Here is a 21,538-nt window from a genome sequence, read left to right as displayed (position 1 = left end):
TGCCTATGGAGCGTCTGGGTTGTTAGCCGAATCCGCTTTCAGTTGATCCGGAAAGAGCTCCTGTAACTTCTTCAGTTTCGGAATGATATACGCTTGGCAGTATTGCTTGTCTGGGTTGCGGTTGAAGTAGTCTTTGTGATCCGAGCCTGCGGGATAAAACGCACTCGCCCGTTCAATGGACGTCACAACCGGTGACCGGAATGCCTTTTGCCGATTCAATAATCGCTTGTACTGTTCCGCAACGTCACGCTGTTGGTCCGTGTGAGCGAACACCACACTTCGGTATTGCGGTCCGACGTCTGGACCTTGACGGTTCTTCGTGGTCGGGTCGTGGGTGCGCCAAAACACCTGCAACAACGTCTCATAGGTGACCACATCGGGGTTGAATTCCAATTGAATCACTTCGACGTGGCCGGTCCGTCCCGTGAGCACTTGGCGATACGTCGGATTTTCGGTTCGGCCCCCCATGAATCCGGGCCGGACATTGCTGACACCCTCAATCCGTTGAAACACGGCCTCCACGCACCAATAACACCCACCGCCGAACGTTGCCGTTTCACGTTTGGCCTCCTCTGCAACGGCCCCCGAGGGCACACAACACCATGCGGCCAACAGGATCGCCACAATCAGCTCGCATCGATTGAAATTCATAACGGGTCGTTCATGAGGGGGAGAGAACTGTCCTCACCGCTGCGGCCAGATCGCGCGGCGGATCTATTCTCACCGCAACCCTACGGTCCGTCAACTTTTCGATTGACGGTGCCGCGGAAAAGGTCAGGCTGCAACGTGCGGAACAATACAACGATTCCTGGCCCACGGATGGCAACCGATTTCGTTTCTCGCCCTCTGGGAGAGACGGCTTACGCTGCAAAAGTCTTGACGCCTACCGCTACGATCAAATCCGTCACTTAACCAATTGACGTCCCGGAGGGATTGCAGCGACCGACCGAAATATCGGGAGCGATCACTGGGCGCAAGTCGTTTTCCCAATCAGCCGGATACAGAAAGAAGGTAGGAAAATTACGGGTAGGAAAACGGGTGCCTGAAAGACGAGACAACCGGCAAACACCGGGCTCTCTTTTCCTACCCATAATTTCCCTACCTCCATCTCCAACCGATGCATCACCCGCGGATCATCAGTCCCCCGCCCCTCGTCGCGTTGAGGACGTTGGCAAGGATGCCAACGTAATTTCTCACAAGAACGCACCCACGACGCCCGGCCACGTCGAACGCCCGGCCACGTCGAACGCCCTGCCCCACTGAACACCGTCCGCTTCACCAATCTCTTGCACCCAGTTCATCAGCGTCGCGGTGCCTGCCGCGTCTTGATCTCTTGGGTGCACTTCAAACATCCCAAGGCGCTCGACTCCCAAGGATCGCCGCGGTGTGTGTTCGGTCGGATTCGTCTTTAAGTAAGAGAAAACACCCTGGACCACACGACGCGAGTGACGGGGGAGTCATGCGCCGCTGGATCACTCGAAGGGCCACAAGAGATCAAAACGCTTGTCGCACCCAAACGCTGACGACCTACGGCCAGTGGATTCAAGAAGCTGGCGTCAGCCTCATGGATGTGGGGCCCACCCAACCACAGCCCGCCGTCATCGCACATCAACCGTCGAAGCGGTAGGCAATTCGATGAAATTCAACGGCACGCATCACCGTGGACGCGCGTACAACGTTCCATCCTCAAAAACCTCAACTCGCGTGTTTCGGCGCATGCGATTGTTCCGCGTTGAGTTGTGGTCCGCTGGCGTCGCAACATTCCCCACCAATCGGAACGTTATTCTAGGCCGATCAGGTATGTCAGTAAGAAGTTCATAATGCACCTCGATTCTCGCACCGGGTTCTTGCCCGCTACGCACAGACAACGCTGCATCGAAGTAGGAGATTTCACCTTGCATCAAACGGTCATCTGTCAGTTCACATCTGTCCGGACATCCACACCCACCAAGTGCCAATCGAAGTGGTCGCCCTGTTCTGTTCTGCACCTCAAAAGTGTGGACGATTTGCGACCCGACGGAGACTGTTCCGATGTTAAATTCCATTGGACCATCCTGGCCTGCCGGCCATAAATGGATGGCTAACGCTGCGGCCAGCGGCGCGACGAGAAGCAATCGAAGTGAGAAGCGAAGACGTGGCACGTTTTTCCTTTGTTCGTGGAACGGTAGCGTCCGCGAGATTCGCCGCCACTCATCGAGCGTGAATGCCAGTGCATCATCATCCGACGCGGTCGGATTGTCGTGTCTAAAACGCGAAAAGAATCCCGCGGGAGCATGGTGCTCGCGCAGGGTTTCGCTATGAATGTCTCGCAACTGCTTCTCCAGGTTGTGGACGATGGCCCAAGCCCAATGAAAATCCCAGAGGGACCGTTCGACGTCGTGCTTTCGTGCAAACATGAGAGGGCGTTTGTAGACCTGTCGAATCGTCTCGGCAAGCTTCTCATCGATTTCCTGGGGCGTTCGCATCGTTCGTGCCGTTTACAGTGAGTCGTCCGTCGGTCTTGCATTCTCGACCAAGTGTACAAGCTCGAGTGCCCGTTCGATACTAATCCCGCCATGCTGTTCTTTTGCCAACAGGTGATCCGTCTCATCCAATTCGATTTGAGGACGTATGCCATCGTCCCGCAGGTAGACGTGCGTCTTGAGGTGAAGCGTGGAGCGATAGATAGCCATAGAAAACATGCATCAGGCACGAACGAATAGCGATCGATCCTCGCATACGGCGGAACGGGAATCCACTGGGCCCCAGAACTTTGTCCTCCTCAGGTGGGCCGGTCACAGGACTGGATTAGAACGGATCCTGCCAAACGGTGCCAGTTTCTCAGGCCCACGTAAACTCAAACTAGCCGGTCCAGTGCGGACTCGGGCTCCGTTGCACTTTCTTGGTCACTTTTCGCACGACCAGTCGTACCAAGTGCGAAAGACCTTCACCCAGTGTGACGTCCACGGTATCCCGGAGGGATTTCAGCGAGTAGCCGCCAACAACCTGACCCCAGAAAAAGCTCAACTCGGCGGCTCCGGCGCAATCGATTGCTCTGCTTCTTCGGCACGGCTCTCCTCCAGCGACTCGCCCGATTTCTCTTGGTTGACTCGATACCCTCTGGATCGGTACTTGAAGGAGTAATCGGACAAAAAGTAGGCGTAGAGAAAGCCACCGCGGATCTCACGCTTCGTTTGGATGGCGTGCAGAAGAGGCGTCATGATCCTGCTACTCTTGAGCCCGAAGCGAAAATCACCTTCGCCAATGGACCCACTCCACTCCAGCCGATGATCTCGAAGGACTGCAAACGTGTACCGACAGGTATGATCTTCGTCATGAAAAGGCATCAATCTGTCCGGATCAAGATCGAGCTTCAATTGAGCAACATACTTCTCCAACCGGCGAGACTCCAATTGAAGAGTTCCGGACGATCTTTCAGGTAGGTTTCCGTCACCCCGGATCTCCCAGAACACAGAGTTGTCCTCGCAGTTCAGAAAAAGAGTTTGTGTGACGAGGTGTTTTCCCCGTTGTCCCGTACCGGTGATGATCACTTGAACTTTCTCATTCGCTTGTGGCGATTGAGCGCAGCACACATCGGCTGAAAACAAAAGCAGGGCAAACCATACGATTGATCGTCCGTGCATAAGATGGCTCCCCCGAGATGGTTGAAAACTGGAGATAACGAATTGCGTCGGCGTGGAATGGAGTCTTGGTGTGCAGCGTCAGGTCGGAACGAACTTGTGTCGGCGAGCGGCCGCGATAACCGAGTCACGGTGATTGATTTCCCATTGTCAAAAACGACGCCCCCGCGACTTCGGTTACTCGCATGGTCCGCCGCTTTCGGCATGCGTTCGGAGTAGTTGAAGCGGTGGTGACGTCAACCCGATCAATGCAAGTAAACGCCAACAAAGGTAAGCACTCCCGACAAAGGCGACACCGCCAAACAGGAGCATTCCAAATTCCCCCGCGCCTTTGTCATTGAAGATGCCGTTAAACCATTCAAATTTGAACATCGCAAAATAGCAAACTTGAGCAGCAGCGGCGCAAAGCGATCCGACGGCGATCACGATTGAACCAGCGAAACAGTCCCGCGTTTTGGAGTCGTACAGTGCCCATGGGATTGCGCTCAGCGAACCGGCCAAATACGCTGATGCCTCAAGCCATTGTCTTCCACGCATCGATACGAGAAACATGTACCCCAGCGATAGAAACGCGACGGTAGCGAGTGCTGCGATGGCGTATCGCCAGTATGACGGGCGAGTGTTCCCAACTTGTGGCGAATCTGAAACGCGCAATGGCTCTTCGTTGTGAGATTCGATAGCAGGAGCGTCGTATGGATTTGTTGCCATTCCAATTGTCGGCGAACGAATTGCGATCGATCCGCGCATGCGGAGGAACGGGGATAGATCGAGCGTTGAACTCTGTCGGCCTTTAGGTGGGCCGGTCACAGGACCTGATTAGAACGGATCCTGCCAGACGGTGCCAGTTTCTCAGGCCCACGTGACCTCGAGCTGGGTGGCGAGAGGACGGTCCGGTTCGGACTCCGCTCCTTTGCACTTTCTTGGTCACTTTTCGCACGACCAGTCGTACCAAGTGCGAAAGACCTTCACCCAGTGTGACGTCCACGGCATCCCTGGGAACGTCGATTGTATAAGCGTCGGAGTTGATCGTAGCGAAAGTCGTCCAGACTTTCGCAAGCCGCCGGCCCTCTCTGGCGTTTGCTTGCTGCGCAAACGCCGTCTCTCCCAGAGGGAGAGAATCTAAATCGGTTGCCAAATCCTGCAGCAATACAATCGGCATCCCGAAGGGATCACAGCCAGTAGCCGGAGGTCAGCGCAGCGCCACCTCCGGGCCACTCACCAAATCCCCCCATCGACCCCGGACGGGGTCGCAGCCAATCTCGACACGCCGCCGAACGAAGCCTCCGGCTACTTGGGCCCCGAGACCGACCGAAAACCGGAGCGGTCGCTGCGGCAAGTCGTTTTCCCAGCCATCCGGATACAGCAAGAAGGTAGGAAAATTTCGGGTAGGAAAACGGGTGCCCGAAAGACGAGACAACCGGCAAACACCGTGCAATCTTTTCCTACCCAAAATTTTCCTACCTCCATCTCCAACCGACATCACCCGCGGATCATCATCAGAACTCCCGCTCCACTTCGCGCTGAGAATGTTGGAGAGGAAGCCAACGCAATCTCTCGTACGGACGCGTCTCTCGGCGCCCGGCCACGTCGAACGACCTACCCCACCGAACACAATCCTCTTCTGAAGTCGCTTGCACGCCCCTGATCCGCGTCGCGGTGCAAGCCGCGTTTTGATCTCATGGGTGTACTTCAATTACACGAAGACGCTCGACTCCCAAGGATCGCCGCCTCGTGCGCAGAGTCGGATTCCGCTTTCAGTCAAAGAAAAACACTCTCGGACCACACGACGCGAGTGACGGGGGAGTCATGCGCCGCCGGATCACTCGATGGGCCACACGAGACCAAAACGCTTGTCGCACCCAAACGCTGACGACCTACGGCCAATGGACTCAAGAAGCTGGCGTCAGCCTTTCGGATGTGAGTCACACGCAACCTCAGCCCACCGCGACCGCACGTCAACCGTCGAAACGGATAGTAATTCGAAGAAGTTCAACGTTTGGATTCACCACGTTCCGGCAGCCAGCGCAATTCAGCGTGTAACATCTCAAGTCGACCCTCGCAGTGTTGTCCCGTGGCGGGGATCAGATTCTCCATCAGTCGCCGTAGTTCGAGCCAAGTCATCCGAAAGAAGATGTAATCGTTTGGCTGGCGAGACAGCACCTGAAATCGTTGCCCCGTTCCCAAAGGAACAATCCCATGGTGCTCCGCAACGCACTCCCCAGATGCCTCGAACAATTCATGACATGCATCAAGCTTAAATGCCTTCTCACCCTTCCGAACAATAAAGCTGCTGCATTCAGAACTGGGCACACCAAAATTGACGAGTGGAAGCTCGGAAAACAAACCGTCACTTTCCAGGCCAGCCAGAGTATCCAACAACCGATCGCGTCCTATCTCTGCCGTAGAGTACGGGGCACCACCCTGAGTCCTGTCCCCGGACCAGACAATCGTCCCATCGTCAAACGCTGTGAACATCAAGCGGGCAAACGGAGGCGTGATGCTTCCATACGCAACGAGCGCAAACAGGTTTCCAGCCCTGCTAAGATTCCGTCCGGCAATCTTCAAAACGTGCTCCCAATCGCAGTACGAAACGGATCGCGTGGCCGCCGCGATCGACTGACCACGTCAAAAATCTCAACTCGGCGGATCACGTGCATCCGCTGGTTCGCGGATTCCTGGCACACGCTTAACGAACCGCAACGCCAGCAATCCATCGTACATCACTTCGCCATCCGACTGCATCCCGACCTTTTCGAGCACACGAATGGATGCGACGTTCATTGGAAGCACAAACCCAAATATCTCGCGAAGGCGAAGCGTATCGAAACCGAAGTCGAGGCACGCTGCGCAAGCCTCTGTTGCGAATCCATGGCCCCAATATTCGGGATGAAAGCGATACCCAACATCAACCACGTCCAATTCGGGCAGGTATTTCAGCCCGCAGAATCCAATGACTGCCCGTGTCTGTTTGAGAACGCACGCCCAGCGACCATAGCCCACTTCGAGAAAATCGGGATATTTTGCGATCGCCTCTCTCGCCGCGTCGAGCGAAGTGAGTAGCGGTTCGCCAGTCCAATGCATCACATCCGGGTTGCCGTTGAGGGCAAAGAACTCAGAGGCGTCGTCAAGAGTAAATACGCGGTGCTCGAGACGTGTTGTTTCGGGGCCGGTTAAGTAGGGCTTCCTCACAGATCTGGTCTTCCTCGATCGCGAACCGATCCCTGAACAAAGCCCCCAGCATCATCGGAGTAGGGAATTGGGGTCGGCTGCTCATTGACCATCATTGCGATCCAACCACAGGTGCACATTATTGCGGCCCTTCATTCGCAGAACGAATTGCGATCGATCCGCGCATGCAGAGCAGCGGGGATCCACCGAGCGCCAGAACTTTGTCGCTCCTCGGGTGGGCCAGTCACAGAACCTGATTAGAACGGATCCTGCCACACGGTGCCAGTTTCTCAGGCCCACGAGAACTCGAACTGGGTGGCGGGAGCACGGTCCGGTTTGGTCTCCAGCTCCTTTGCACTTTCTTGCTCTCTGTCAGGCACCAGTCGTACCAGGTGCGAAAAACCTTCACCCATCGCCGCCTCCACCGTATCCCGAAGGGATCATAGCGAGTAGCCGGAGGTCAGCGCAGCGCCACCTCCGGACCACGCCCCCAATCCTCCACTCGACCCCGGACGGGGTCGCAGCGAATTCCGGCACCACGCCGAGCGCAGCCTCCGGCTAAGGACCGTCGGAAGGATAAGTGGCGGGGATTGATTGTGGGATAGGCTTCCAGCCTGTCGTTTTCGCCATGACAGGCTGGAAGCCTATCCCACCTATTCTTCCGACGGTCCTAAAGTGAAACCTCGGAGACCGACCGAAAACCGGAGCGGTCGCTGCGGCAAGTCGTTTTCCCAGCCATCCGGATACAGCAAGAAGGTAGGAAAATTTCGGGTAGGAAAACGGGTGCCCGAAAGACGAGACAACCGGCAAACACCGTGCAATCTTTTCCCACCCAAAATTTTCCTACCTCCATCTCCAACCGACATCACCCGCGGGTCATCATCAGCACTCCCGCTCTTCTTCGCATCGAGGACGTTGGCAAGGTGTCCAACGTAATCTCTGCCAAGGAGGCACCTCCCGCCGCCAGGTCACGCCGAACGATCTGCCATTCTGAACACCGTCCGCTTCACAAGTCTCTTGCACACCCTTCATCAGCGCCGCGGTGCAAGCCGCGTTTTGATCTCATGGGTGCACTTCAAACATCCCAAGGCGCTCGACTGCCAACGATCGCCGCGTCGTGCGCAGTGTCGGATTCATCTTCAAGTAAGAGAAAAACACCCTGGACCACACGACGCGAGCAACGAGGGAGTCGCGCGCCGGTGGATCACTCGAAGGGCCACACGAGATCAAGACGCTTATCGCACCCAAACGCTGACGACCTACGGCCGGTGGATTCAAGAAGCTGGCGTCAGCCCCACGGATATGAGTCCCACGCAACCACAGCCCGCCGTGACCGCACGTCAACCGCCCAAGCGGCAGGCAATTCGAATACGTTTATCTGTACGAATCACATGACCACAGCGATAGCACCTGTTCATAGTTTGGGCCAGCTTGAGCCTAAACAGGCAGGTCACCGCCATTCGATCGTCATTTCGTCAAAATCGGGAATCGGTGGGCAAATATCCGTCCGTGAGCCGTCACTGCGTTCGAGCGTCCAGTCCTCGAAATAGTGCTCTGGGAATGGAGCGAGTGTTAGATCGGGGTCGTCATTCTTGTTCTCTTCGTGGAACCAGCGCAACAGGTCACGAACTTCGCATTCGGTTTCGGTCGGCTCAAAGACGCCATACCACCATGGTATGTCATGAGCTTCAGGAGTGAAGACGAATCCGATGAGGGCATCGCGCCAATAGATCTTAAGAGGCTCGGATTGCATGTCGCATCACGGTTGTGTTCTAGTCGGTAAATCGGGGAACGGAGTTCGCCAGCGGGCGGCGACGATTGAGTGTCCAGCGGCAATCCGCCCGACTTTGCCGCTCCGGTTCACGGCGTTGCTCTGCCTTGGTTGGCCATGCAGGTGGATTTTCATCTGCATTGACGCCAAACAGTTCCAGAATCGCGGAAGGGTACAGACGCGAATTGATTTTGACCAATTCACGAACCGTATTCCCGGAGTTGCCCACCTGTCGATCAGGGTCGGCACCTCGCTCAAGCATGATGCGAATCAGGTCGTCGCGGGGGACGAGTTCACCATATCCGTGCAGTGATGGCCACAGCCCTTCGTTCGGATCGATGCCAGCGTCGAGAAGACGTATCGTGAAGGCAATCCATTCATCATGAGTGCTCTTGTTGCAGAACGCGCGCGCAATGCACATTTGAATCACAGAATGTCGTGGACCATCGGGCATCACGGCGGACGGATTTGCGCCGCGATCCAGCAGATGACCGGCAAGCTTCAGATTGAAACACTGCAGTGCATACATCAGCGGAGTCTTGTCACGAACCAGCCGATTGTGGAAACCGTGCGATTCAATCGCGTCATCATTCGTGTTGAGAAGCGAGTCCAGTGTTTGCTGGTCGTCGTCCTCAATTGCCTTAAACATGCGTTTGATGTCTGCTTTTTTCATGCGCTTCATCGACCGGCAGAACGGTACGCGTAACCGGGCACGCGCGAAAGATTTTCCAATGCCAAAAGGCTAGCTCGCGTGCTCCGGTTCACGCGCTGGTTACCCGTCGCCGCTATGGTCTGCACCGACCGGCAGTACGCGTTTCCTTGTATTCCGGCCAACCGAAACGGCCTTCGTGTTCCTCCACAAAGAAAGCGCAGTTACGAGCTAAAAAGTTGAATGCAAATCCATTTTGATCACGAATGTGAACGAGCGCATCACGAATTGTATTGCCAAATAGTTCGGCTGCGGACTCATCATCAAAGCCATTCTTGGGTGGCTTCCATTTTGGATCGTAGTGCTTCACATCGAGTTCGTAGTCGTCATCAAGATTCCAGTGCGGCATCGGCAGATAGTTGTGGCCAATCAATGATTGCCATTGACCATCCGACTGAGCGCGCGGCCGGCGGTCGAGAACCATAGAAAACCATCCGTTTTGCTCAAAAGAGAAGCCAGTCGCAATGAGGGACACCTTTCGGTCCGCATCACCCAACGCCCAATCCCAATCCGGTTCATAGTTGTCCAGCCGATTCCAGACGTACTCTTGGATCTGGCACTGGTCACGCAAAAGGTCGAGGGTTTTCATGTTGCGTTCGATGCAAATAGACTTTACCGGGGAACGGCGGTGGTCACCGCGTCGGCGCGAGGGACCTGAACTCGAAAACAAACTCAACTCGCCGACTGCAGTGCACCAAATGGTTCACGCGGTCGGCCATGGCGACGGCACGTGCCAGCGTCGCTGTTTTCCAATGTACTCGATCAGAATCGTCGTGGGAAATCGAGTCTCACAATCAGCAGTCGGCACTTCAGGCGTCGGTTTGTCTTGGATCGTACTCGTACTCAGCAACGCGGTACTCGTACTCCTACTCGAATCGACAGGCGTCGGTTTGTCTTGGTCGACCGCGCATCTATCGAACCGTGACATCAAATGCGAATCTTAGGAAACGGAGGTCCGATGAAATCCGGTGGGCGACCTTCGGGTCACGATCCAACGACGGCGAATCAATTGCCACAAAAGAACGCGAGAAGACGCAAAAGAAGAAGTGGGCGCTGTCGTCAGGCGCCGGTCGGCAGCGTGAACGTTAACGATCACGTGTCCGCCGCGAACGACTCACCACTTCAATAAACTCAACTCGGCGGCTCACGTGCATCGTCTGGTTCGCCGATTTTCGCGTGGGATGCCAAGCGTTTCCCCATGCTGATGCGTTGCTCGGTATCGTATCCCAATGAACCGTAAAAGGCCACGACCTCGTCGTTTTGTGAACGGACCTGAAGGTTAATTTTGGGACAGTCAAGGTTGCTAAGTGCTTGTTCCGCGTGCCGAATCAGCGTCGAGCCGATACCGCGTCGCTGTTGCGTCGGAGTCACCGCAAGTGAGTAGATCCACCCCCGATGTCCGTCGTAGCCCGCCATGACCGTTCCAATTACGGTCGCGTCCAACTCGGCTACAAAGAAGAGGCCATCATCCGCGTCGTATTTGCGTTGGATCGATGTCGCAGGCTCATTGTGTCCGGTTGAATCCGGGAAAACGTCATCCCATAGCGATATTACGGCATCGCGATCGCTGGGCTCGTAATGTCGTACAAGAATGGACAACGTGAATGGCTCTCTATCAACTGAGGGAAGTCGTTCGGCGAACGAAGAATTATTGGCAGTTCGACTGCCGTGATTGACGCATCTTATCAGCAGTCGGACTGCCGATAATGGGAGCCCCCCGAATTGACTCGTGGTTGATAAGAAGGGCGATCGCCCTTTTGAGTCTGAGGCATCTTTTTCCGCGTGACCGGGTGTCGGGAGACGGGGATTGAGGCGTGGAAGCCACGCCCGCGGACCGCTGGGGGCGGTTGGGGATGCCGACACGCGTGCGTGCGGCAAGTGGCGAGCAAATCCGTGCGGATCTCGCGAGTGGGAGAGGCTCCCCAGGGCGTCATTCCAGCGTCGACAGGCTGGAAGCCTATCCCACTTTTTTCCGTGCGTTGCTTAGCCGAACAGGTTCGTCACGGCGATCGAGGCCGTCGTCTGAAATTGTCGCTCGGTCGGCTGCTCGTCTTTGATCAGGCCGCTGGGGCCCATGATGAAACGGGTGTCGGCGTAGTAGTCGAAAAAGTAGATTTCCTGCTCGCCGCGAAACACGATGCCCGACGGCTGGCCGTCCCCGTGCCGACTGGCGACGAAGTACGTGTTCTTGCCGAGCTTTTTGTGGGTGTTGGATCGCTTGAATCCGTGGTCATGCAAGAACTGCGCCGCCAGCGCAGCGTTCGGGAAGTCATCGGCCAACTGTTCTTCGATCGCGCCGGCGCGTTCCTTGACCGGACTTCCCTTGACCGGGTACCAATCGGCGAATCGAAAATCAGACTCCGGCCGGTGCGGGATGCAGGATTTGCCTCGCAACAGGGTTCGGTTGAAAGGCTGGTACAGATACAGATCGCCGCCGATTTTGAATTTGACAAAGCAAACACGCAGTGACTTCTCGGTGGCTTCGCCGGTGGGCGTGCTGATCGCGTATTCGCCATCGCCGATCTCGACGGCGGTGCTGCGTTGATAGCCGAGCGATTCCAGCAGCTCGATCGTCGGCTCATAACGCTCTTCCGCGGGAAAGCCGTCGATCACCATCACGAAGGCTCCGAGCTCGTCGAAACCATCGGCAACGTATCGGTCGTATTGTATTTTCAGCATGATCAGATCCGTGGAAGAGGAGAGCGGGATGATGAGGGGATCGTTGGAGAAACACGGCGTCTGTCTTGCGACAGCCCGGAACGACCATCATACACGCAAGGGCTGCTGATCCTGCATGGGTTGTTTTTGTTAACCGGGGGACATTTTTTAGCCGCCTGCAAAAAATCAGGTCCGAAGAGAGGGCAGATTGATTCTGCGACAGAATGATCGACTGCCCTCGGTGGACGCTGGGCTAGAACGTGTGATCGGAGGGCGATCCGATCGGGGCGTCGAGGTCGTTGCCGCGGGTGATGGATGCTTCGTGGGCCAGCTCGCGTTCGATGATCGCGTTGATCTCACTCTCACCCAAAATCGACTCTTCGACCGCGATCACTTCGCCGGACTGCGGATTCGCCGGAGTGGGTTCGCTGTGTTGCTTGTCGCCGCTGAAGGGAGCCTTGGCCAAGTCAACGACGGAGCGAACGATTTGTCGGCCGGGCGTGGGCGATGTCATGCGTGCGGCGGCCGACTGCGTTTCGGTCAAGTGAATGTTGAAGTATTCCAACAACGTCCCCATTTCGAAGTTCAGGTTTTTCGTCGCCAAGGCGTATTGGACTCGGGCGCGGTTGGCATCGCCGGCCGCTTCGGCATAACGCTGCTCGGAATCCAGTAAGGCATTGAAATCGAATTGACGCACCGGCGCCTGGGCTTCCCCGGCCAGGATCTCGTATTGCTCCTTCGCCGCGTTTTCGCGATTGAGCGCCGTCCGCAGAATCTCATACGCGCGATCGCTTTCGGCCATCGCGTTGCTCAAACCATACACGACCTGACGCTCCAGTTCGGTCAGCAGGGCGCGTTCACGGGCCAACCGCAATTGGGCGTTGCGGACCGCCGAATGGGCTTGCCGAAAACCGACCGGATAGGAAAGGCTAAGCCCCATCAACCATTCGTGCGTGCCCGTGCCGGTCGCGGTCCCGGCGGGCGAGATATTGTGATCAAACAGGCTTTCGCCCAGGGCGCGATACCGGTAGCGACCGACGGCATCCAGGCGCGGCAGCAAGAAGTTACGACTGGCGGTCAATTCGTAGCGTCGTCGATCGACGTTCAATCGCTGGCGTCGCAGTTCGGTGCGGCGTGCCAAGGCGTTGGAAACAAGGTCGTTCCAATGATAGGTGACCGGCGCGTCGGTCGGCGGGCTGGACGGATGGATCAGTCGGCCGTCGTTGATCGGCAAGCCCATGATCAACCGCAGTCGTCGTTCATTGACGTAGACGCCACCGGTGCCTTGAAAGGTGCCGCCGCCGCTGCCGTTGAACGTTCGGGTGCCGACGACCAGACGACCGGCCAGCGAGTTTTGAACGTCTTGCTCGAATCGAAAGTATTGTTCTTTGGCCTGAGCCAGTTTGTCGTCTTCGGCCCCGGGAAGCCCTTGCCGCGCCTTGAGTAACAGGTAGGTATTGAGACTGCGGTCACGGGCCTGTTGCTTGACTTTCAGATCCGCGTAGGCGAAGTGCAAGTCCCAGTAGGCGTTTTCAACGTCACTCAAGTAGTCCCGCAACGCGATCTCAAGCTGGGCCACCGTCACATCGGCACTCAGCCGGGCGATGACGACGCCGTTGTAGACGCCCGGCGTGGCATTGGGGCCGGCGATTCGATTGAAGTTGACGCCCCGTCCTTGCAGCAACGGGTGTCGGACCTCGCCTTCGAAGTTCCAATTCCACGCCCTGCCATCTAGCAGATTGCGATCGGAGTTATTCAGGTCGGCGTCAAAGTTATGTCGCAGGGTAAACAGGGCCCCCGAGGCCGTCTGTTTACTCAGGCTCGATTCCAGCCGCGTGAGTTCCTGTTGGTAGAAATTTTCACCACCTCCGGCGAACTCGTTGTTGAGCACCCGGTCGTTGTCTTCGTGGAACAGGTCGCCGTTGATCTGCGCATCAAATTCGCTGAGCGCCGCTTCGACACCGCTGGTCGGATCCGTTGCCTGAATCGCCGGGCCATAAATGGTCGGCGTTAATCCCGGTGTTTGAATCACGCGGGCACCCAGGTCACGCAGCACCGTGGAGTTTGCCAGCGCGATCTGAACCGCCTGATCGATCGTCAGATCCCAGGGTTCGGGCGTGGACGCGTCGGGCGACGCACTCTCGCGAATCGAAAATGGCGTGTTGGCACCCAACTGGGCGTCGCCCTGCACCACTTCGTTCAAATCCGGCTGCGCGATGGTGACCTCGGCCAAGATACTCGACACCGCCGACGGCGGCACCGAAACGCGGCTCGCACACCCGACGAATGCCAAGAGGGCAATCGCGCAGAGGCTGTGTTTCGTGATGCTCCTGGACGTCATCAGAGGTCTAATTCTTTCCGTAGCGTTTGCGAATCGTTCCGTGGTACGATGGTAGCCCCGTGTCGTAGATCGGCACGATGAGCGTCGAAATAGATTCTGTTTTCGACAAAGGCACTCTTTTTGATACATTCGCAACAGGCGGCCTAGACCGCCTAGTTTATCGCAAAGGTCGATTTCAATTGGCAGACAGCGTGACGTCCTCCCCGGAACAATGCGGCGAAGAGTGGGGCGAGATCGAGCAGTTTGTTGCCGAGATTTCCGAGCTTTCCCAGACTTCCGATTCACTTCACGCCTTCGCCGCCGAAGCACTCGACCGAACCATCGAGCTGCTCGGTGCCGCCGGCGGCGGCGTATGGATGATGGACGAGCAGGCAGGGTTGCAGTCGCTGTGCCAGGCGACGGTTGACGCGGGCCTGCCGGATGCGGCGTTGACCGCGAGTGAGAGCCATACGCGATTCTTGCGATCGGTACTCGACAGCGGCCGGCAACAATCGGCCGCGATCCCCCCCGCCATGGCGACGGGCGACCGGCCCCAGAGACCTCGGCAACGACCGGACGGCCTTCACGAGGCATACGATTGGACCGGTTCGCCGCTGCGAATCGACCGTGACGTGATCGGTGTCATCGAAGTGGTTCAGTCCAACTCGGTCAGCCCCGCCGCTCGAACGGGAAGTGAACGATTGCTGGCGATCGTCGCCGATTTAGCGGGCGACTGTTTGCGGCGTCAGCGGTTGAAGGAGCTTCAAGTGGCGGTCGATCGATGGCGTCAATATGAAGCGTTGTGCCAGCGTGCCCATGCGAGCTTGGACCTGCAGGACACGGCGTATCAATTGGTCAACGACGGGCGTTGGTTCATCGACTGTGACCGGGCCAGTTTGCTGGTTCCCGTTCGTGGTCGTTTGACCGCGATTGCGACCAGCGGTGTCGACACCCTCGATCGCCGCTCGGACCTGGTGCGTTCGATGGAAGACCTGGCCAAAGCGGTCGAACCGTCGCGACAGTGGTTGCGATACCGGGGGACGACCGATCAGTTCCCGCCCCAATTGGAACAACCGCTGTGTGCGTTTGCCGACGATTCACACTCGCAATCGATCGACGTGGTGCCGTTGTTGGCGCCGTCGGACGCCGCCGGCGATGCCGCGGAGTCGCTGGTCGGCATGTTGGTGTTGGAAAAGTTCGACGCGTCGATCGACCCGGCTTCGGAAGCGCGAATCGTCCGCATCGCCAACCTTTGCAGTTCCGCGCTCCGCAACGCGATCGACTACCAATCGCTGCCCTTGCTGTCGCTGGCCCGTTGGCTGCGTCGGACGGTCCGTTATGGAAATTTACAACGGCGAAAACTGGTGATCGCCGCGGCGGCCGTGGTGCTGGCGATCGTGGCCTTGCGGGTGATTCCGGCGACCCATTACGTGGCAGCCCAAGGGGAAGCGCAACCGCTGATCCGGCGCAACATTTATGCGCCCGTGGATGGTGAAGTGGTCGAGGTGCGTGGCGGCCATGATGAATCGGTCGCCGCCGATCAGGTCCTGGTGGTGCTTCGCAGCCGAGATCTGGAACTTGAATTGGAACGGTTGCAGGGCGAGTACCAGACGACGGAGAAACGATTGTTGGCGATCGCGTCGGCGCGTGTTCAAACCGGGTTTGACAAGCCATCGGCGCGAATCCCGGGTCAGTTGGCTGCCGAAGAGCAAGAATTGAAGCAGCAATTGGCGAGTCTGCAGACCCAGATCGCGTTGGTCCGCAAGCAGCGCGACAGCCTGGAGGTGCGGAGTCCGATCGGCGGGCGGATTCTGACCTGGGATCCCGAGGATTTATTGGCCGACCGTCCGGTCCAACGAGGGCAATTATTGGTCAGCGTGGCCGACCTGTCCGGTCCCTGGGTGCTAGAGTTGTTGATCCCCGATCGCAGCGTCGGCCACGTGATCTCGGCCCAGCGAATCGAGCGCGACGTCCTGGACGTCTCGTTCACGCTGGCGACCGGCAGCTCGCCGACGTATCGTGGCACCGTGAAACAGATCGCCGGACGCACCGAAGTGTTGGACCAACAGCAGGCTTCGACACGAGTCCTGGTCTCGGTTCCGAACGAGGCGACCGAGTTGCTGCGGCCGGGAACGACGATCAAAGCGAAATTCGATTGCGGCCGTCGGTCCCTGGGTTTCGTCTGGCTGCATGAACTCTATGAGACGGTCCGAGGATGGATTTTATTTTGAACCTGCCGAAGAACGAACCGGAAGAACGGATGAAGAACGGAAACCTGATCCGCATGTTTCACCTGGCCCTGTGGTCGATCGCGATCGCATCAACGGCCGTCGTCGCCTCGGCCGAAACGATCGAGGTGGATTCGGTGCTGATCCGGTTGATCGATCAAGTCGACGTGCCCGCCCGCGCGATCGGCTCGCTGGTCGAGGTCCAGACATCGGAAGGCAAGCGGGTCGAAAAGGGAGATCTGCTTGCGCAAATCGATGACACCGAAGCCCAGTTGGACTACAAGCGTGCGACGTTTGAATTGGACATCGCGATGCGTGACGCGGAAAACGACGTCGCGATTCGATCGGCCCTGAAGAAACGGGTCTATTCAAAGGCCCATTTTGATCGGCTGGTCCGAGCCGAAGCCGCTCAGCCGCGAAGTGTGTCTCAATCAGAATTGGAAAAAGCCCGACTGGAAGCCGAGCAGGCGGAATTTGAAATTGAAAAAGCGCGCAGCGATCTTCAAAACGCCAAAACGAAAAAGGACTTGACGGCCAACGCCTTGGCGCTGGCCAAGCGAAACATCGAGGTGCGGCGGATTTTGGCGCCGCAGAGCGGAGAGGTGGTCGAAGTGTTGCGTCACGTGGGCGAGTGGGTGACGCCCGGCGAAAAGATCTTTCGGATCGTCAGCATCAAACGATTGCGCGCCGAGGGATTTGTCCAAGCGAGCCAGGTCACCGAAGCATTGAAAGGGTTGCCGGTCAAGGTCGTCAGGCACGACCAACATGATCCCGCGCAGACCTACTCCGGAACGATCGTGTTCGTCAGCCGCGAGATCGACCCGGTCAACGGCCAGGTTCGGATCTGGGCCGAGATCGACAACCACGACGGACGATTGCAACCCGGACATCGAGCCCACATGTCGATCACCGCGGATTGATCCTGGTGCCTCATCAACGTTTTGATTGAAGGTGCCGCGGAAAAGGGGTCAGGTACCAAAAATGCGAAGCACCCGTCGGGCCATTTGGTTTTTGGTACCTGCCCCCTTTTCCGCTCGACAAACGCGACCCTAACTTCAAATCTGGACAGAGCACCAAGGGAGTCGAGCGCAGTGTCGACCGACAGCGAATCATCGGCAGGGGCGGGGCGTCTAAAGCTCCGCAAACGGCCGGACCTGGAAGTCTACCCACAGCGTCGACGCGGACATCACGTGTGGGTGATCAAGGACCCGCTCTCGCTGCGTTATTTTCAGTTCCGTGACGAGGAGTTCGCGATCCTGGAGTGGCTGGACGGTCGTTCAAGTTTGGAGCAAATCAAGCAGAGATTTGAACAACGTTTCGCCCCGCGTCGGATGACCAACCAGCGGCTGCACTGGTTTGTGGCCAATTTGCATCGCAGCGGCTTGGTGCTGTCCGATGCCCCGGGTCAGGGCGACCCGTTGCGGACACGCCATGACCAGCAGCGCCGAGCGTCGCGGATGAATGCGTTTGCCAATCCGCTGGCGATCCGATTCCGCGGGTTTGATCCCGAGCGGTTGCTGAACCGGTTGTATCCGAAACTGCGTTGGGTTTTCTCGCCTTGGTGTGGTGCGGCGTGTGGCTTGTTGGTTGCCACGGCGTTGGCATTGTTGGTGACGCACGAGGGTTCTCTGACGCAGCGTTTACCGGAAATGAATGCGTTGTTGAGCCCGCGCAATCTGCTGGCCTTGGCCGTTGCGATGGCGTTGGTCAAGTTGATTCATGAAATCGGTCACGCTTTGACGTGCAAGCACTACGCCGCCCGCTGCCATGAACTGGGTGTCATGTTGCTCGTGTTCACGCCTTGTTTGTATTGCAATGTGACCGACGCATGGAAGCTGTCCAGTCGACTGCAGCGGGTTGCAATCAGTGCGGCGGGGATCATCGTCGAGGTGGTCTTGGCGTCACTTTGTACGATCCTTTGGTTGTCCAGCCAACCGGGGTTGTTCAACACCCTTTGTCTCAACGTGATGATTGTCTGTTCGATCGGAACGGTGTTACTGAACGGAAATCCGCTGCTGCGTTATGACGGCTACTACATCTTGTCCGATGTGCTGGATTTGCCGAATCTTTGGCAGGATTCAAGGCGCGTGGTGCAGCGTCTCGCCTGGCGTGGCTTGCTCGGCATTGATCCCGGGAAACCGGTGTCCGTGCAGGGGCGCCAGGGCGTGTTGGTGGTCTATGCCATCGCTTCGATGCTTTACCGAATGGTGGTGATGGTTTCGATCGTTTATATAGTGTACCGGGTTTGCAAACCGGCCGGATTGATTTTGATCGCCCAGATCTTGGCCGTCGTTTTGGTTGCCGGTCTGCTTTCCACTCCCTTGACCGCGGTCTCACGAATCATGACCAACCCTTCGATACGTCGCAAAGTCAAACCGGGCCGATTGTTGATCTCGGGCGGTGTGTTGACCTTGCTGGTCGCCGCCTGCGTTTGGGTTCCGCTTCCGTGCCGGATTGTCGCGCCGACGATGATCGAGCCCCTGGATGCGCGCCGCGTTTATGTCTCGGTGCCGGGCCGGTTGACGCAATCGATTGAAGCCGGCACGAGAGTGTCGGCGGGAGAGCCGCTGGCACAGCTGGAAAACATCGAGGTCAGGCGAGAGCTGGAAAGCGTGCAAGGTCAGCTGCGCCATCAGCAGCTGCGGGTCAAGCATTTGGAATCGCTGCGTGGCGACGACGAGACGTTGGCCTCGCAATTGCCGGCCGCCCGCGAGATCCTGGGCGACTTGCAACGCAGGTTGACGCAGTTGCGCAAGGACGAAGAAGCGTTGGTCTTGACCGCTCCGGTCGAGGGCACGGTGCTGGCTCCGCCGACGCTGCAGCCGACGACGCCGGGTGAGTTGGAACTGGAGCGTTGGAGTGGCACGCCGATGGACCCGAGCAATTTGGGCATGACGCTGGAGCGAAAGACGTTGTATTGCCTGATCGGCCAGGAAGACGCGTTCGAAGCGGCGGTCTACATCGACCAATCGGACTTGCAATTTGTTCGCCGGGATCAGCGGGTGAAGCTGTTGCTGGACATCGCCGGCGGTGAAGTCATCGGCGGCACGGTGACAGAGATTTCACGAGTGAACGTCAAAAGTGTCCCGTCGGAATTGGCGGTGGATCAACAACTTTCCAGCCGTGTCGACCAGGCCGGTGTGCTGCGACCGGAGACGACGTCGTACAAGGCACACGTCAAACTGGATCCGACCGAGGTGCCGTTGCTGATCGGCGCCCGCGGTCGCGCAAAGATTTCGGTTCCATCGCAACCGCTCAGCCGACGTGTGTTCCGTGTCCTTTCACGCACCTTCAAACCGGTCATCTGATCAACCGTTTTAGCGGTGGCGTGTGGTAGCCGCTGCGAACGGAACTGCAGGGCGGATCGATGGCCGCGGACAACGGCAAGACACCGGCTTTCCATGCGAAGTGAATCCCCGAGTGGACCGCCGGCACACGCTTGAGCGGACCGCGGATCGCGCCGTAGCGTTCCAATCGGTTGTCCTCAAAGTACAACGGCTGGTGGCAAAACGAAGCCCCCGCCCAAAAGTCTCGCATGGTCAAATCAGACCGATGCAGCATGGTCAGATGCGGAACGGGATCGTGTCGGGCCAGGCCACTGGTATCGCCGGGAAGATCACCGTCGGCGACGAGTTGCTGCGACGACGCGCCGAGGCCTCGGGGACGAATGTCCAGCCAAGCCCCCGTCGATGGTGTCGGACCGGCTACAGGTTCCCGCCGGATGACGTCGCCACCGAACTGACGGTCCCCCAACTCCAACACGTCGCTTTCGATCAATTCTGGCTGTGGGGCGTCAAACGAGTCGAATGTGTCGTTGCGCTGGCCGTCACGCTGCTCGCCGGCCTCGGCGGCCGATTCACGGCGCATCGGCAACAGTCCCGGCGGTTGGGACAAGGGCACGGGCTGGACCAATGCCGGCACCTCGACTTCCACCTCGACCGTGTTGCCGGCGGGCGGTTGGGGCAGCGATTCAAAGGGCAGCGATTCAAAGGGCAGCGATTCCAGAGGTTGCTGCGTCGAGGGATCGGACCGCCCCGGTGTTTGGCCGGTCTGGTGGAGCGGAGAAAAGGTCACTTGGGAAACGGTCAGCGGCTGGACCGATGGACGTTGAGATTGATTCGTGGCAGCGTCCCGCGGAGAAGCGTCGCTCCCGGCGGGCAACGCTGTGAAGCACTTTCCCCAAGTGTTTCTCGAGGTGTTAGCGGCAGGGCGCGAGCCCTCCGGTTCTTCATCATTACCACAACACCGGAGGGCTTGCGCCCTGCCGCTAAAGACTGCGTCACGGGGTTGCCCGGCGGGGTTGCTGATCAAGATCCTGGGCGCGAGTCGGACGAGGGTGGCGGTCGGATCGCTGGTGATCGGTACCGCGCCGTCGACGCCCGGGACGTCGACGCCGGCGTCCCCGGCGGCCAGATGCGTGGCGGTCATCATCGACGCGGCACAGGCGAGTTTGGCCAGCGTGGACACGCCGCTGCGACACATCGTTTGAAGGGCGTTTCGACGTTGAATGCGGAGCGCTCGCGTCGAGCGGTTTGCCGAATCGGTCATGCCAGTCACTTCCCAACGGGTTGATGCACAGTTCGAGACACAGTGTGTTCAATCAGCCGCTCAGATCTCACGGCCGCCGAGGGCGGTCGCTGTGAGTGGGAGGACAGAGTACCTGAGGCAAGAGATGGCTTCGTCGCCGACGGACATCGGACTGCAGTTTCTGACGTTGCGCGAACGAACACGCAGGACCGCTACATCCCGACCAAGTCCATCAGTTGACCAGAAATGTGACGCAAGCGGATCGAGATTCCGCAAAGCCTGGGAATATGATCCGTTTGTTCCGAAATTACACCGGGATGGTTGCGGATCTTTCGGCGTTTCGGAGGATGATCCAGGGGCGTTGTGATAAAATTTGAAGGTTGCGTCAATCGTCGGTAAGAAAACGCTTCTTTCGGCTGTTCGTTTCGTACCATTTGCTGGTCTGTCGGGGTCACGCCGGGTCCCGACCGACCAGCAGGCGGTCCTTGGCCGGGAAGAATGCAGGGAACTCCTTCCCCGGCAGATAGGTCAAACGCC

19 protein-coding genes are annotated in these 21,538 nt (G+C 57.9%); 3 read left to right on the top strand and 16 right to left on the bottom strand.

Annotated features, from left to right (window positions below; all coding sequences use genetic code 11):
• Nucleotides 1-3 precede the first annotated feature (3 nt).
• The 15 genes from msrA to Enr13x_RS09440 all read right to left on the bottom strand — a co-directional run bounded on the left by msrA (nucleotide 4) and on the right by Enr13x_RS09440 (nucleotide 14,267).
• On the bottom strand, nucleotides 4-651 hold the full coding sequence (msrA, locus tag Enr13x_RS09505) for a peptide-methionine (S)-S-oxide reductase MsrA (protein ID WP_145385837.1): 648 nt from the start codon (nucleotides 649-651) through the stop codon (nucleotides 4-6).
• Between the two features lie 542 nt (nucleotides 652-1,193).
• Nucleotides 1,194-1,352: a hypothetical protein gene (locus tag Enr13x_RS37820; protein ID WP_197455900.1), complete on the bottom strand. Its 159-nt coding sequence runs from the start codon at nucleotides 1,350-1,352 to the stop codon at nucleotides 1,194-1,196.
• Nucleotides 1,353-1,655: 303 nt separating this feature from the next.
• A complete protein-coding gene (locus Enr13x_RS09500) occupies nucleotides 1,656-2,465 on the bottom strand; it encodes a hypothetical protein (protein ID WP_145385836.1) in 810 nt (269 codons plus the stop codon).
• A 12-nt stretch (nucleotides 2,466-2,477) separates the two neighbouring features.
• Nucleotides 2,478-2,672, bottom strand: a complete 195-nt coding sequence (locus tag Enr13x_RS39675; protein WP_197455899.1) for a DUF2199 domain-containing protein — start codon at nucleotides 2,670-2,672, stop codon at nucleotides 2,478-2,480.
• A gap of 330 nt (nucleotides 2,673-3,002) precedes the next feature.
• Complete coding sequence (locus Enr13x_RS09490; RefSeq protein ID WP_145385834.1) at nucleotides 3,003-3,623, bottom strand: hypothetical protein; 621 nt, start codon at nucleotides 3,621-3,623, stop codon at nucleotides 3,003-3,005.
• A gap of 174 nt (nucleotides 3,624-3,797) precedes the next feature.
• A complete protein-coding gene (locus Enr13x_RS37815; protein ID WP_197455898.1) occupies nucleotides 3,798-4,328 on the bottom strand; it encodes a hypothetical protein in 531 nt (176 codons plus the stop codon).
• A 1,281-nt stretch (nucleotides 4,329-5,609) separates the two neighbouring features.
• The gene (locus tag Enr13x_RS09480) at nucleotides 5,610-5,996 is read right to left on the bottom strand and encodes a hypothetical protein (RefSeq protein ID WP_145385830.1); all 387 of its coding nucleotides are present in this window, start codon (nucleotides 5,994-5,996) and stop codon (nucleotides 5,610-5,612) included.
• A gap of 258 nt (nucleotides 5,997-6,254) precedes the next feature.
• Nucleotides 6,255-6,809: a GNAT family N-acetyltransferase gene (locus tag Enr13x_RS09475; RefSeq protein ID WP_145385828.1), complete on the bottom strand. Its 555-nt coding sequence runs from the start codon at nucleotides 6,807-6,809 to the stop codon at nucleotides 6,255-6,257.
• A 1,429-nt stretch (nucleotides 6,810-8,238) separates the two neighbouring features.
• Nucleotides 8,239-8,541, bottom strand: coding sequence for a hypothetical protein (locus Enr13x_RS09470; RefSeq protein ID WP_145385826.1), 303 nt, complete (start codon nucleotides 8,539-8,541; stop codon nucleotides 8,239-8,241).
• 19 nt (nucleotides 8,542-8,560) lie between these two features.
• The gene (locus tag Enr13x_RS09465; protein ID WP_145385824.1) at nucleotides 8,561-9,232 is read right to left on the bottom strand and encodes a hypothetical protein; all 672 of its coding nucleotides are present in this window, start codon (nucleotides 9,230-9,232) and stop codon (nucleotides 8,561-8,563) included.
• 112 nt (nucleotides 9,233-9,344) lie between these two features.
• A complete protein-coding gene (locus Enr13x_RS09460) occupies nucleotides 9,345-9,857 on the bottom strand; it encodes a hypothetical protein (RefSeq protein WP_047816153.1) in 513 nt (170 codons plus the stop codon).
• 114 nt (nucleotides 9,858-9,971) lie between these two features.
• Nucleotides 9,972-10,196 carry a hypothetical protein gene (locus Enr13x_RS09455; RefSeq protein WP_145385823.1) on the bottom strand — a complete coding sequence of 75 codons (225 nt, stop codon included), beginning with the start codon at nucleotides 10,194-10,196 and terminating at the stop codon, nucleotides 9,972-9,974.
• A gap of 203 nt (nucleotides 10,197-10,399) precedes the next feature.
• A complete protein-coding gene (locus Enr13x_RS09450) occupies nucleotides 10,400-10,867 on the bottom strand; it encodes a GNAT family acetyltransferase (protein WP_231744182.1) in 468 nt (155 codons plus the stop codon).
• 384 nt (nucleotides 10,868-11,251) lie between these two features.
• Nucleotides 11,252-11,947 (bottom strand): hypothetical protein, encoded by a 696-nt coding sequence (locus tag Enr13x_RS09445; RefSeq protein WP_145385821.1) that lies wholly within the window; start codon nucleotides 11,945-11,947, stop codon nucleotides 11,252-11,254.
• Between the two features lie 232 nt (nucleotides 11,948-12,179).
• Complete coding sequence (locus Enr13x_RS09440) at nucleotides 12,180-14,267, bottom strand: TolC family protein (RefSeq protein ID WP_197455897.1); 2,088 nt, start codon at nucleotides 14,265-14,267, stop codon at nucleotides 12,180-12,182.
• 191 nt (nucleotides 14,268-14,458) lie between these two features.
• Here Enr13x_RS09440 and Enr13x_RS09435 point away from each other — a divergent pair, with 191 nt between their 5' ends.
• The 3 genes from Enr13x_RS09435 (at nucleotide 14,459) to Enr13x_RS09425 (ending at nucleotide 19,782) form a co-directional block, all read left to right on the top strand.
• The gene (locus Enr13x_RS09435; protein WP_197455896.1) at nucleotides 14,459-16,477 is read left to right on the top strand and encodes an HlyD family secretion protein; all 2,019 of its coding nucleotides are present in this window, start codon (nucleotides 14,459-14,461) and stop codon (nucleotides 16,475-16,477) included.
• Nucleotides 16,462-17,394, top strand: a complete 933-nt coding sequence (locus Enr13x_RS09430) for an efflux RND transporter periplasmic adaptor subunit (RefSeq protein WP_145385815.1) — start codon at nucleotides 16,462-16,464, stop codon at nucleotides 17,392-17,394. Before Enr13x_RS09435 ends, Enr13x_RS09430 begins: the two co-directional genes overlap by 16 nt.
• Nucleotides 17,395-17,565: 171 nt before the next feature.
• The gene (locus tag Enr13x_RS09425) at nucleotides 17,566-19,782 is read left to right on the top strand and encodes a site-2 protease family protein (protein WP_145385813.1); all 2,217 of its coding nucleotides are present in this window, start codon (nucleotides 17,566-17,568) and stop codon (nucleotides 19,780-19,782) included.
• Here Enr13x_RS09425 and Enr13x_RS09420 read toward each other — a convergent pair.
• Nucleotides 19,775-21,022 carry a hypothetical protein gene (locus Enr13x_RS09420; RefSeq protein ID WP_145385811.1) on the bottom strand — a complete coding sequence of 416 codons (1,248 nt, stop codon included), beginning with the start codon at nucleotides 21,020-21,022 and terminating at the stop codon, nucleotides 19,775-19,777. The genes Enr13x_RS09425 and Enr13x_RS09420 overlap by 8 nt on opposite strands.
• Nucleotides 21,023-21,538: the final 516 nt, after the last annotated feature.

This window comes from Stieleria neptunia (assembly GCF_007754155.1).
Classification (GTDB): Bacteria; Planctomycetota; Planctomycetia; order Pirellulales; family Pirellulaceae; genus Stieleria; species Stieleria neptunia.
Note: the sequence above shows the minus strand (reverse complement) of the source record. Positions and strands in the feature narration are given on the sequence as shown.

What these genes read in the sequence shown, in the direction of transcription:
- msrA (WP_145385837.1), bottom strand. Translation starts at nt 651, where the DNA reads ATGAATTTCAATCGATGCGAGCTGATTGTGGCGATCCTGTTGGCCGCA.
- Enr13x_RS37820 (WP_197455900.1), bottom strand. Translation starts at nt 1,352, where the DNA reads ATGTTTGAAGTGCACCCAAGAGATCAAGACGCGGCAGGCACCGCGACG.
- Enr13x_RS09500 (WP_145385836.1), bottom strand. Translation starts at nt 2,465, where the DNA reads ATGCGAACGCCCCAGGAAATCGATGAGAAGCTTGCCGAGACGATTCGA.
- Enr13x_RS39675 (WP_197455899.1), bottom strand. Translation starts at nt 2,672, where the DNA reads ATGGCTATCTATCGCTCCACGCTTCACCTCAAGACGCACGTCTACCTG.
- Enr13x_RS09490 (WP_145385834.1), bottom strand. Translation starts at nt 3,623, where the DNA reads ATGCACGGACGATCAATCGTATGGTTTGCCCTGCTTTTGTTTTCAGCC.
- Enr13x_RS37815 (WP_197455898.1), bottom strand. Translation starts at nt 4,328, where the DNA reads ATGGCAACAAATCCATACGACGCTCCTGCTATCGAATCTCACAACGAA.
- Enr13x_RS09470 (WP_145385826.1), bottom strand. Translation starts at nt 8,541, where the DNA reads ATGCAATCCGAGCCTCTTAAGATCTATTGGCGCGATGCCCTCATCGGA.
- Enr13x_RS09465 (WP_145385824.1), bottom strand. Translation starts at nt 9,232, where the DNA reads ATGAAAAAAGCAGACATCAAACGCATGTTTAAGGCAATTGAGGACGAC.
- Enr13x_RS09460 (WP_047816153.1), bottom strand. Translation starts at nt 9,857, where the DNA reads ATGAAAACCCTCGACCTTTTGCGTGACCAGTGCCAGATCCAAGAGTAC.
- Enr13x_RS09455 (WP_145385823.1), bottom strand. Translation starts at nt 10,196, where the DNA reads ATGTCACGGTTCGATAGATGCGCGGTCGACCAAGACAAACCGACGCCT.
- Enr13x_RS09445 (WP_145385821.1), bottom strand. Translation starts at nt 11,947, where the DNA reads ATGCTGAAAATACAATACGACCGATACGTTGCCGATGGTTTCGACGAG.
- Enr13x_RS09440 (WP_197455897.1), bottom strand. Translation starts at nt 14,267, where the DNA reads ATGACGTCCAGGAGCATCACGAAACACAGCCTCTGCGCGATTGCCCTC.
- Enr13x_RS09430 (WP_145385815.1), top strand. Translation starts at nt 16,462, where the DNA reads ATGGATTTTATTTTGAACCTGCCGAAGAACGAACCGGAAGAACGGATG.
- Enr13x_RS09420 (WP_145385811.1), bottom strand. Translation starts at nt 21,022, where the DNA reads ATGACCGATTCGGCAAACCGCTCGACGCGAGCGCTCCGCATTCAACGT.